Source organism: Levilactobacillus suantsaiihabitans (assembly GCF_004745505.1).
GTDB lineage: Bacteria > Bacillota > Bacilli > Lactobacillales > Lactobacillaceae > Levilactobacillus > Levilactobacillus suantsaiihabitans.
In genome coordinates this window covers 1-13,256 of sequence record NZ_RKLX01000017.1, presented here as the reverse complement: position 1 = coordinate 13,256, position 13,256 = coordinate 1, and the positions used below count along the sequence as shown (strand labels likewise).

Here is a 13,256-nt window from a genome sequence, read left to right as displayed (position 1 = left end):
AGCGTTGTAAAATCGCTGGGATTTTACAACGCAGGACGTCGTGGGTCATGAGGTGACTGAATTAACGTAAAACGATTCATCAGGGCTTATAATACGTGAAGATTAGACTGATTGTTTGCCAACATTAATGAAGTCGCCTGTTCATTAGTTTGATAATTAGGTTCAGCCATTAACATTTCTTTCGTGGCAACGCCTTGACTCTCGCAGACGTCACACAGGGATTCATAGGTCACATCGTTTAAGAGGAGACCGCAGTCGGAAACGTCGCAGTTGAAGATGACGGCCGATGAGGATTGTTCGATCTTCATCTCGGCAGCCAATTTCTGGTCCGTTTGAAAGGCTTGTTTCGCCAAATCGGATTGGCAGTCTTCCGTGAACATGTCGAGGTCTAACTGGCACTTCTTGGCCATTTCTAACGTGAGTTGCTCTGAAAAAGTCTGGTGTTGACTGACAACGGCGTCCTGCATGTTGAGCAAGAACTTCCGGCCCTTCCGTTTACCCTGGAACAAAGCGGCCTTGTACGCCAAGATGGCCTGGTAGGTCACGTTGAAGCGGGCGTTGCGCTCCGCCAGCGTCGGGTGGGGCGCCAGTGACTGGGCCACCGTTTGCTGGTTCAACAGCGGAACAAATTGAAATGACACCTTGCTATTCAGATGATCGGCCAACCGGATGATGTTGCGCTCAGAACGCATACAGCGCGCTCCCAGCGGGTTGACGAACAAATAGACTTCTAACACATTGCTTCCTCCTATATCTGTCTTAGTTGGCAATCAGCAAGGGTCGCCGAACAAAAAGTAACAATACCACTACATTACCAAATTTTCAAAAAATAGCAATTGGAACGTTTGTTTGAGGTGAAGACCGTTCATTTAAAACGCAACCCTATCATGCAACATTTTTCGACTGAGGTAAAGCTAAACGCCTCGTCAAAGTTCATTGGCGGCAGAATACCGCTTATAGTGAAGAAATTAACAATCGGCTGAGGTAATTACTCTCAGTTCGCTCAGAAATATGGTAAAATCGAAAGATGAGCACTGTAATCAAGGTTGGGGGATAGTCATTATGGTAACGAACTGGGATCAATTTTTATTGCCCTATCAACAGGCCGTCAGTGAGCTCAAGGTGAAGCTCCGCGGCATCAGAAAGCAATTTGAAAATCAAAATGAACGTCCACCCATTGAATTCGTCACGGGGCGGGTCAAGCCGGTGCCAAGCATCAAGGAAAAGATGACGCGGCGCCACGTTGCTGAGGACCGCCTGGAACAAGACATGCAAGACATTGCGGGTCTGCGGATCATGTGTCAGTTTGTCGAGGACATTTATCAAGTCGTGGACCTGCTGCGGCAGCGGACCGACCTGACGATTCTGGAAGAACGCGATTACATTCACAACGAGAAGCCGAGTGGTTATCGGTCCTACCACATTGTGATCGAGTATCCGGTTCAGCTGGTTTCCGGCGAAAAGAAAATTTTGGCGGAGATTCAGGTACGGACCCTGGCCATGAATTTCTGGGCCACGATTGAGCATTCATTAAATTACAAATATCAAGGCGCCTTCCCCGAAGCCCTGAGCGATCGACTGCAACGGGCTGCGGAGGCGGCTTTTAAACTGGACACGGAAATGTCCGAGATTCGCGAAGAAATTCAAGAGGCCCAGCAGTATTCACCGAAGAGCGATGGTGATGCGCACGCGACACCTCATCAAAATAAGGAAGAATAACATGAAGGTTGCCATTTTTAGTAATAACGGGCCGGCGTCGCAAAAGGTGGCGACGGCGCTACATCAAGGCTTGCTGGCTGCCGGCGTGGTGCTGGACAGTTTGAACCCGGACGTGGTCGTGACGGTGGGCGGCGACGGGACGTTGCTCTCAGCGTTCCATCACTATAATGACCGGCTCGACAAGGTGCGTTTCGTCGGAATCCACACGGGGCACCTGGGCTTTTACACCGATTGGCGGGACTTTGAGGTCGCAGAATTGGTCGCCAGTCTGGCCCAAGACAACGGTCAAAGCGTTAGCTACCCGTTGTTGTCGATTCAGGTCGACTATGCCGATGGGACCCATCCAGATCAGGCGTTAGCGCTGAATGAATCGACGATCAAGAAGGTCTCCGGGACCATGGTGGCCGACGTCTATATCAAGGGCGAGCTCTTCGAAAGCTTTCGGGGGGATGGTCTGTGCATCTCGACGCCGACCGGTTCCACGGCCTACAACAAGTCCGTGGGCGGGGCCGTCTTGAACCCGCGTTTTAATGCCATTCAAATGGCTGAGATCGCGTCGATCAACAACCTGGTCTTCCGGACGTTGGGGTCGCCGCTGATTATCCCGGCTGACGAATGGATTCGCGTTGAACCCACCGATCCCACGGATAACGTCTTGATGTGTGATCAGTTGGGCATCGAGGGTCGGCCCATCAAGGCCATCACGTACCGGATTGCCCGGCAGCGCATCGCGTTTGCGGAATATCGCCACACCCATTTCTGGCAGCGCGTGGAGGCGTCCTTCATTGGCCGCGACCAGTCATGATCCAGTTTGAGTGGCGCGTGACGGGGACCAGTCCGGTACACGTCCGGACCGTGTTGATGGCCCATGGCGTGACCCGCACGTTTTTAAAACAAGTCAAGTTTCACGGCGGCGTCCTCACGCTGGATGGCCAAGAGGTGCGGGTGATTGCGATGGCCCAACCGGGGCAAACGGTGGGGCTACAGTTGCCACCAGAGCCGGCCAATCCTCACGTGGCGACGTCGTTTAAGCCGTTAGAGATTTTATACGAGGACCCACATTTTCTGGTCGTCAATAAGCCGGCGGAAATGGCCAGTGTGCCGTCCCACCTGTATCCGGATGACACGTTGGCCAACCGGGTCAAGGGCCATCTGATAAAGATTCAAGCGGCCAGCACGGTGACGCACATCGTGACGCGCCTGGACCGCGAGACCAGTGGGGCGGTGTTGTTTGCCAAGCACCACTTTGCCCATTCGGTGCTAGATAAGCAGCTAAAAGACGGTGTGTTGGACAAGCGCTACATCGCAGTGGCCACCGGCCGGGTGCCGGTCGATCATCAACTGATCGATGCGCCGATCGGCCGGGCGCCGGATTCGTTTATCAAGCGGATGGTCAGAGCGGATGGCCGCGCCGCGCAAACCGAGTTTTGGGTCCGCGGCCGGTCAAATTCAGCGACGTTGCTGGCGGTTAAGCTCCATACCGGACGGACCCACCAGATTCGGGTGCACTGCCAGTCCATCGGCCATCCCTTGGTCGGCGATTGGTTGTACGGCCAGCAAACGAACCCCTGGATTCGCCGCCAGGCCTTGCACTGTGCGCGGTTGCGGTTCTACCAGCCATTTAGCGGCCAGTGGATCACCTGCTACGCCCCATTACCGGCCGACATGGCTCGGGTCATCACCCAGGAGATAATTAACTAAATAATCATATTTGGCGTCTGGCTAACTGACAAGTTGGCTGGGCGCTTTTTTGATGGGAATAGCCGACTAGCCGGTTTATACAGGACGTGAAGGCGGGGGTGGGGTGGTTTCAGAGATAAGAGAATTTATGAAAACGGTTAAGGCCGGCCTGGAGGCCGCTAGCAAGGTACTGCGAATAATCAACATCTAATTGTAAAAGTGGTTTTAAAACCAAACTAACCGACTGTTACACATTGTAAGTTATGTGAGTGAACGAGAAGGGTAAAACGAAAAACTAGAAAAAACGCGGTTAAAATTCTTGCGTTTTAGGTAAAAAAATGGCCAAGTGTGTGACTCACGGAAGTTACGATGTGGACAACTTTTCTAATCGAAAATTAATTTTATCGACTAACCCAGGAAATTGTGAAACGCAGCTATCGTTAATGGTATTGCCCCAACAATAATCGCGTGATAATTAATTAAAATCCAGTGCATTGCTCGAAATTGCTGATTTAACAGTATTTCTATACTGATGTAGTCAGTTAATATACTTCCACTAACACTCGCAAGTGACTAATCAGCAGGCTAAAGGTGAGATGAAAATGAAATGTGATTTCCTTAACATTAGAATGCGGTAATTAAGATTTTTGTATATACCACCGATAAATTTATCTTTAAAACAGTACGCAGCGTAAATTTGTGTTAAAATAACGATTGTTAAGATATTGGTTTATAGGGGATACTCTTTATTGGGGTAATGTGTATAGACCAAATCCAAGACATTTAGCAATTTTTTTAATAGCCAATTAATGGGAGTAGTGATTGTCACTCAACTATCACATGTTTAACTTAAGGAGGACGTTTAAAGTGAAATTCATGCGGAATAAAGCTTTTAACGGCGACCCTAAATTACGGTACAAGATGTACAAGGTAGGGAAGACCTGGGTTTTCGCTGCGTTGGCGTCATTTTCTCTGCTGGGGGCAGGGACGTTGTCTGCCAGTGCAGATACCACCAGTCAAGCAGATAGTACCAGTAGTACCAAGGTCGTTTCATCGGCCGCTAGCACCTCGAGTGCCAGTGCGGATCAACCAGAACAAAGTCAATCAACAGCTTCGAGCGCTAGTAGCTCAGCCACCAGTGCAGCCAGCACCAGTACCACCAGCACGGCGAGCTCAGCAGTTGTAGAAAGTCAAACAGTTTCTACTACTAGCAGTTCAGCAAACTCATCTTCAAGTACTTCAAATAATACGCAAACCAGCGCCACTTCAACCAGCGCCGTAGCGACTAGTGCGGCCACGGCCACCAGTAGCGCAACGAGTTCAGCCACCAAGGCGAGCGCTGACAGTATCGCGGCTAGTACCGCTGCCAGCGTTTCCACCGATGTGACGTTGAACACCAATGTGACTAAGACAGTCGCCAAGGTTGCCACGACCAAGAAGAGCGTGGTGACGCCGGTTGCGGAGAGTGCTACGACGATCACCGCGGCTGCCAGTTCCAGTGCCACCAGTGGGGCGGATAGTGCGGCTGCTAGCAGTGCCAGTAGTGCGGCCGCTGCGGCTCAAGCCAACGCTGAAGCTGCCAGCAGTTACGCGGCCTTAGTCCCGACTACGGACACTAAGAACGCCTACAACGCGACTAGTAGCTATGCGGCCAAGACGGCCACCGCTGCCGATATCACACAGTATTACAACAGTCTGGCTTCGGCTTATAAGCAGGCAGTTGCGGACGATATGGGTGATTCCGATACCATGATCGACCGCTACACGACCGCATTATCTTCCGCCAGTTCTGCGGCTAATGAAGCCGTTTCCTATGCTGATTTGGCCTCTAGCACTGCGGCAATGGCGAAGTCCGCCGCTGCGGCTGGGCTCAAGGATTTGGTCAGCAGCGCCAACACGCCGACGTTCTCGGCTGCCGCTGCCGCTAGTTCCGCCGCTGTTGCCGCTGCTGCGGCTGCCAGCAGTGCCTATAACGCGACGCAATACGATACCAGTAATGCCGCCGCGGTTGAAGCCTACGCTACGGCTAACAGTGCTGCTTCGGCCGCGGCCGCGGCTTCATCATTAGCGACGTCCTTAGCCAGCGACGCCCAAGCGCAATATATTCTGGCCTCTAGCGCCGCAATCAGCGGTGACTACGAAGCTGGCAGTGAAGCACTGGTGGCCGCCAACAGTTTGGCCGAACAAGGATTAGCGGCCTTCAATACGGCTAGTGAAGCCAATGACACGGCGCAATCGGCCGCCAATACTGCGACGTCCTTAGCCGTTGGGGATTCGGCAACCAAAGCGTCTTCCAGTGCCGTTTTAGCGGCTGGCTACGCGAGTTCCGCGAATTCTCTGGCCGAAGAAGCTGGAAAATACGCCGGGAACCAATCCGATGACTACGCTAGCAGCGCGGCCTCTTACGCCACGTTGGCAACCTCTTCGGCAAGCTTAGCTAGCTCGGCCGCTTCACAGGCAGCTGCCGCAACGAGTGCAGCCGACGCGGCTTCCTTAGCGCGGGTCGCTAGTTCAGCAGCCTCCGAAGCCGCCATTTCATTGGCCGGGGCCTCCAGCGCCGCTTCCTTAGCCGCCGCGTATGACACGGATACCAGCAACACGCAGACCACGACGGACAGTGACGAAGAGGCTGCGGGAGCAACGACCAACACCATCACGTCGACTAGTACGGCCGTGACGGTGGGCGAAAGCGTTTCCCTCAGCAATGCGATGGAACTGGGCAGCTACTACAACGGGCTGCTTGGTGGCGGGAGCCGAGACTACAATCTCAAGGGGTCGGCTACCTTCACTTGGTACGTGTCCACGGACGGCACAAACTGGGAAGTGGCCTCGACCAGCACCGAAAAAGGGACGACGGGGACCTATACGCCAACCTACACGGCAGCCGGAACTTACTACTACCAGTTAGTGGTTAGTGGAACCAAGACGGCCACGTATCTGTTAGGAACGGTTTCGACCGCGACTTTCTCGGCCGCGTCTAATGTCTTGACCATCGTGGTCTCGGATGTCAACGGCAACTACACGGATCAGGCTTCCAGTGCGGCCACCGCGGCTGAAACCGCTGCCTCACTGGCCAATGCCATGGCTTCGGCGGCTAGCTCGTCTTACCAACAATTGACGACGACCACGGAAATCGGGGCCAGCGTGACGATTCAATCCTACGCCTCGAGTGCCGCGGCCCACACGGCTAACACGGCTTCTTACGCGGCCTTGGCTTCCAGTGCTGCGACAGCTGCCAGTCAGGCTAGCAGTTTAGCTGCAAGTTACGAAACGGGCCGGGATTACTCCAGCGCTTCTAGTGCGGCTCAGGCGGCCATCGCCGCGCAAAGTGAAGCCGCCGAATACGGTGAGAAGACCTCTTCCGCCGCTAGCATGGCCGCTTCCTACGTGGCCTTGACCTACAACGCTGCGCAAACGCAATCTTCCGCCGCGGCCTACTTGGCCTCAAGTTACGCAGCCGCTGCGTCAACGGCTGCGAGTCAAGCCATGGATCAGGCGCAAATCGCCAACTCCAACGCTGCCGATGCCGCCAACGCCTTTGCCTCGGCGCCATTGTATCAATCGGCGGCCAACGCGGCCAACAATGCGGCCATCACGGCCAATTCCAATGCATCTTCCAACGCTAGTCAGGCTGCGGTCAGTTCACAACTTGCCGCTTCCTACGCGGCTGCAGGGGACTTGAATTCGGCCTCCAACGCCGCGGCGGATGCCGGTACGTATTTACAATGGGCCAAAGAAGCCGCTAGTTCGGCTGCCAGTTCTGCCAGTCAAGCGACGAAGATCATCATCGATGGGCAATCGTCAGCCGCCAGTGAAGCCGCTGCCGCCACAGCGGCCATTGACTCCGCTGCTAATTTAGTGGCGCAAAGTGCCGGTTCGACGGCCGCTTCCTTAGCCGCCGCTATGACACAAAATACCAGCATGGGGGCCTCCTACACGGCCGCTGCTGCGCAATACGCGCAAGACGCCCAATACGCTGCTGCCACGGCGGATGCCGCTACCAGTGACGCCAACAGCTACATGGCGCTGGCTTCCTCGGCCGTTGCTGCCGGGAGCTTCGCCATGGCCAGTGAATACTCGACGGCCGCGGATGCAGAATTGTCGACTGCCGCAGAGTTAGCCTCCACAGCCACGGTTACGGCCGCCGCTGCCAGTGAGGCTGCGAGCTACGCGGTCATGTATTCCAATAACTTGGGTAAGCCTAACGGTAAGCCAACCGGTGACGCTCTGATTGTTTTAGGGATGGTCATCTCAGGTGGGTTCACACAACAACCAACCGCTTTGACCTCGACCACTTCTGGACAAACGATCACGTTGACCTCGACTGCTAAGACAGGGCTGGGAGCCATTAACATTTCTCACTCGACGACCTGGTACGTTCAGATCAATGGCAAATGGTCCAAACTGAAGAATGGTGTCATTACGGATGCTAACGGCGCTTCGATTGGGACGTATACCACGGAAGACATCACGCCATGGTACTCCACGTTGTCCACGGCTTCGAATAGATTGACTGTAACGTTAGATGAAAATTATACTGGAACACTTCTATTCCAAGCAGATGCCAGCTTCCTGGGGACCAATTCCATTACGGGGGACTTCCACAGTAACGTCGCGCAAGTCGATGTTTATGACAGTGAAATTCCGGCGACGGCAATCACGATTGATGGGGATGATTACATCCTCAACGGGTCGACTCAAACTGAAGGGGTCTTCACGGCAACCACGAACCCTGGAAACGCGACTGGCACGATTGTGTGGACCAGTAGTGATGAATCGATTGCGACTGTCAGTTCAGATGGAACCGTGACGCCAGCCACGAAGACGTCCGCTGGGAAGGTCACGATTACCGCCACGATTACCAATGCGGACGGGACCAGCTATTCAGCTAGCAAAGAAGTCACGGTCGGTAATGGTTTAGCGGATCAAACGGCCAACACTGGTGACACACTGACTTGGACGCCAGAAATGGACACGTCAGATTCTGATAGTAGCGTCACTTATCAATGGTATTACTCAGCAACGGCCGGCAGTACCGGGCAGGCGATTGCGGGGCAAACCGGCGAGACGTTGAATATTGATGGCATTACGACTAGCAACCAAGGATACTACACGTTAGTTGTGACAAGTGGAAAGACCACCATGGCCTTGGGTCAAGCCTACTTGACGGTCAATGCGACCTCCACTGAAGGCGCATCATCGTCAGCTAGCATGGCTGCCGACGCTGCCAATGAAGCGGCAAACTACGCTAGCGTTGCCAATTCCTATGGGGATGTTGCTTCACAATATGCCGTTAAGGGATCGACCGCAAGTTCACACGCGGCCAATGCTGCAACCGCTGCATCGACAGCGACTTCAGCAGCTTCGGCCGCACAATCGGCCGCTGCTGCCGCGTCCTCTGCTTACTCGGCCGCATCTTCTGCGGAAGCCGCCGCTGATAATTCAGCCGCCCAATCCTACGCGAAGGAAGCTGAGTCAGCAGCATCCGCGGCCAAGGAATCGAAAGATCACGCCTCCAGCGCCGCAGCTGATGCGCAATCATATGCTAACTTAGCAATTGCAGCTGGTGTAGACGATTCCGATAGCGATTCCGATTCAGAAAGTGATTCTGACGCGGATAGTGATTCGGATTCAGACAGTGATTCAGATACAGATAGCGATTCTGATAGTGACTCTGACACAGATTCCGACAGCGACTCCGATACTGATTCCGATTCAGATGCGGATAGTGACTCAGATACGGATTCCGATAGTGATTCTGACACGGATAGCGACAGTGATTCCGACACCGATTCTGATACAGATAGTGATACGGATTCTGATTCGGACTCTGACGCCGATTCCGACAGCGATACCGATTCAGACACAGACAGCGACTCCGATTCCGATACTGACAGTGACTCTGATGCCGACTCAGACACTGACGGTGATTCGGACAGCGACACGGATTCCGATAGTGATTCCGACACTGACAGTGACTCCGATTCGGATTCAGACAGTGACGCCGATTCCGATAGCGACTCTGATTCTGACAGTGACACGGACTCCGATGCCGACAGTGATTCAGACAGTGACTCGGATTCCGATTCCGACGCTGACTCTGATACCGACAGTGATTCTGATTCAGATAGCGATTCAGACAGTGACTCAGACTCCGACACGGACTCAGATTCCGATAGTGATACGGATTCAGATTCAGACAGTGACACCGATTCTGATAGCGATGCCGATAGCGACACGGATTCTGATACAGACAGCGATTCTGATACGGATAGTGATTCCGACACAGACAGTGATTCAGATTCAGATGCGGATAGCGACGCCGACTCAGACACTGATAGCGATTCCGATTCCGACACGGACTCCGACTCCGACAGCGACTCTGATAGTGATACAGACTCGGATAGTGACTCAGACAGTGACTCTGATGCCGACTCCGACGCAGATAGCGACTCTGACACGGATTCCGATTCTGACGCTGACTCAGACACTGATAGTGATACGGACAGTGACTCCGATACTGACTCTGATTCTGATTCGGACTCTGACGGTGATGCGGATTCCGACAGTGACACTGATAGCGATTCCGACACAGATAGTGACTCCGATTCCGACAGTGATTCTGACAGCGATGCCGATTCTGACACGGATTCTGATTCGGATAGCGACTCAGATAGTGACACCGATTCAGATGCTGATAGTGATTCTGACAGCGACGCTGACTCTGATACCGACAGTGATTCGGACTCAGACAGCGACTCAGACACTGACAGCGATTCCGATACCGATTCGGACAGCGATGCCGATTCTGATACTGACAGTGACTCCGATTCCGATAGTGATTCAGATACTGACAGTGATGCAGACTCAGATAGCGACTCCGACAGCGATACCGATTCCGACAGCGACTCAGATACTGACAGCGATACCGATTCGGATAGTGATTCAGACTCTGACACGGACTCAGACTCTGACGCCGACTCCGATAGTGACACCGATTCGGACTCCGACTCAGATTCAGACAGCGATACGGACACAGACAGTGATTCTGATTCCGACACTGACTCAGACTCCGACAGCGATACAGACTCGGATAGTGACTCCGACAGTGATTCCGACTCCGACGCAGATAGCGACTCTGACACGGATTCCGATTCTGACGCTGACTCAGACACTGACAGTGATACAGATAGTGACTCTGATACTGATTCGGACTCTGACGGTGATGCAGATTCCGATTCAGATGCGGATGCCGACTCAGACACTGATAGCGATTCCGACGGTGACTCTGACTCGGATAGCGACTCAGACTCTGACACGGACTCTGACAGCGACTCAGACTCCGACAGCGACACGGACTCCGACAGTGATACAGATGCCGATTCTGATTCGGACAGTGACACGGACTCTGACTCAGATTCTGATAGTGACACGGACTCAGACGCGGATTCCGACACAGATTCCGATACGGATAGTGACTCAGACACTGACAGTGACACTGATACTGATTCTGACAGTGACTCCGATTCCGACAGCGATTCGGACACAGACAGTGATACGGATTCAGACAGTGATTCTGATTCCGACACTGACTCAGATGCAGACTCCGATTCTGATACAGATTCGGACTCCGACAGTGATTCGGACTCCGATACTGACTCTGATACTGATTCTGATAGTGATACGGATTCTGATTCGGACTCTGACAGTGACTCCGACAGCGACACGGATTCAGACTCTGACACAGATTCCGACGCAGACAGTGACTCGGACAGCGACTCCGATTCCGATAGTGACTCTGATTCTGACAGTGACACGGACTCCGACACAGACACCGACAGTGATTCCGATTCAGACAGCGACGCGGATTCTGATAGCGATACGGATTCAGATACCGATTCTGACGCGGATTCAGACAGCGACTCAGATACTGACAGCGATAGCGACTCTGACACAGATTCCGACGCAGACAGTGACTCAGACACTGACAGTGATAGCGACTCTGACACAGATTCCGATACTGACACAGATTCCGATACTGACTCAGATTCGGATAGCGACTCAGACAGCGATACGGACTCAGACGCTGATAGTGATTCCGATTCTGATTCGGACACGGACTCCGACTCAGACAGCGATACGGACTCCGATGCCGACAGTGATTCTGATTCAGATAGTGATTCAGACAGTGACTCAGACTCCGATACGGATGGCGATTCCGACAGTGACTCTGATTCCGATAGTGACACGGACTCCGATTCAGATAGTGATTCAGATAGTGACACTGACTCAGACAGTGATTCGGATACAGACTCTGATGCGGATAGCGACACAGACAGTGATTCGGATACGGATTCTGACGCTGACTCCGATTCAGACAGTGATACAGACTCGGATAGCGATTCCGATGGCGATTCCGACACGGACTCAGACAGCGACTCTGATAGTGATTCCGATAGTGATACGGACTCGGATAGCGATTCAGACAGTGATTCGGACAGCGACTCAGATGCGGATTCGGACTCAGACAGCGATTCAGACAGTGATTCGGACAGCGACTCAGATGCGGATTCGGACTCAGACAGCGATTCAGACAGTGATTCGGACAGCGACTCAGATACGGATTCGGACTCAGACAGCGACTCTGATACTGATTCGGATAGCGACACGGACTCCGACTCAGATTCAGATTCGGACAGTGACTCCGACACAGACACCGATTCCGATAGTGATGCGGACTCGGATAGCGACACCGACAGTGACTCTGATACTGATTCGGACAGCGATTCAGATGCGGATAGTGACTCAGACTCTGACAGTGATTCCGATTCTGATTCTGATTCTGACGCTGACTCTGATACCGATTCCGACAGCGACACAGATTCAGATAGTGATTCGGACTCTGACAGTGATTCGGACTCTGACAGTGATACTGACTCCGATGCCGACAGTGATTCTGATTCTGACACAGACTCGGATGCCGACTCTGATACTGATTCGGATAGTGATACCGATTCTGACGCTGATTCCGACAGCGATTCTGATTCGGACTCTGACGGTGATGCGGATGCTGATTCTGATTCTGATTCAGATGGTGACACAGACTCCGACACAGACAGTGACACCGATTCTGATAGCGATAGCGATTCCGACACAGACTCCGATTCTGACACTGATTCCGACACGGACGGTGACTCGGATTCGGACTCAGATTCAGACTCCGATACGGATGGCGATTCAGACTCGGATAGCGACTCCGACTCCGACAGTGATTCAGATTCAGATAGCGACTCCGACTCCGACAGTGATTCAGATTCCGACACGGACTCCGACTCCGACAGTGACTCTGATAGTGATACAGATGCCGATTCTGATTCGGACAGTGACACGGACTCAGACTCAGATTCCGACAGTGACTCGGATAGCGATTCCGACACAGATAGTGACTCTGATTCGGACTCGGATTCAGACAGTGACACGGATTCAGATAGCGACTCTGATTCTGACACGGATTCCGACTCAGACAGTGATTCCGACAGCGATACCGATTCGGATAGCGACAGTGATTCAGATTCCGACACGGACTCCGACAGCGACACGGATACTGACTCCGATACGGATAGTGATTCCGATTCTGACGCTGACTCCGATAGTGACACCGATTCCGACAGTGATTCTGACAGCGATGCCGATTCTGACACGGATTCTGATTCGGATAGCGACTCGGATAGTGACTCGGATAGTGACACCGATTCCGACAGTGATTCTGACAGCGATGCTGACTCTGATACCGACAGTGATTCGGACTCAGACAGCGACACAGATTCCGATTCTGATACGGACAGTGACTCCGATTC

The 13,256-nt window shown here is 53.0% G+C and carries 5 protein-coding genes; 4 read left to right on the top strand and 1 reads right to left on the bottom strand.

Annotation, left to right across the window (positions count from 1 at the left end):
• Positions 1–86: 86 nt before the first annotated feature.
• The gene (locus EGT51_RS09605) at positions 87–737 is read right to left on the bottom strand and encodes a DsbA family protein (protein ID WP_135368495.1); all 651 of its coding nucleotides are present in this window, start codon (positions 735–737) and stop codon (positions 87–89) included.
• A 325-nt stretch (positions 738–1,062) separates the two neighbouring features.
• Between EGT51_RS09605 and EGT51_RS09600 the strand changes: the two genes are divergently transcribed.
• The 4 genes from EGT51_RS09600 to EGT51_RS13005 form a co-directional block, all read left to right on the top strand.
• Positions 1,063–1,719 carry a GTP pyrophosphokinase gene (locus EGT51_RS09600; protein WP_135368494.1) on the top strand — a complete coding sequence of 219 codons (657 nt, stop codon included), beginning with the start codon at positions 1,063–1,065 and terminating at the stop codon, positions 1,717–1,719.
• Position 1,720: 1 nt separating this feature from the next.
• Positions 1,721–2,524: an NAD kinase gene (locus EGT51_RS09595; protein WP_135368493.1), complete on the top strand. Its 804-nt coding sequence runs from the start codon at positions 1,721–1,723 to the stop codon at positions 2,522–2,524.
• On the top strand, positions 2,521–3,420 hold the full coding sequence (locus EGT51_RS09590) for an RluA family pseudouridine synthase (RefSeq protein WP_135368492.1): 900 nt from the start codon (positions 2,521–2,523) through the stop codon (positions 3,418–3,420). The genes EGT51_RS09595 and EGT51_RS09590 overlap by 4 nt, the downstream gene beginning before the upstream one ends.
• A gap of 855 nt (positions 3,421–4,275) precedes the next feature.
• Positions 4,276–13,256: KxYKxGKxW signal peptide domain-containing protein (locus EGT51_RS13005; protein WP_318531309.1), on the top strand; the 8,981-nt coding region annotated here is incomplete at its 3' end.

Excerpts from the sequence above, each read along its gene's own strand:
- EGT51_RS09600 (WP_135368494.1), top strand. The coding sequence starts at position 1,063 with ATGGTAACGAACTGGGATCAATTTTTATTGCCCTATCAACAGGCCGTC.
- EGT51_RS09595 (WP_135368493.1), top strand. The coding sequence starts at position 1,721 with ATGAAGGTTGCCATTTTTAGTAATAACGGGCCGGCGTCGCAAAAGGTG.
- EGT51_RS09590 (WP_135368492.1), top strand. The coding sequence starts at position 2,521 with ATGATCCAGTTTGAGTGGCGCGTGACGGGGACCAGTCCGGTACACGTC.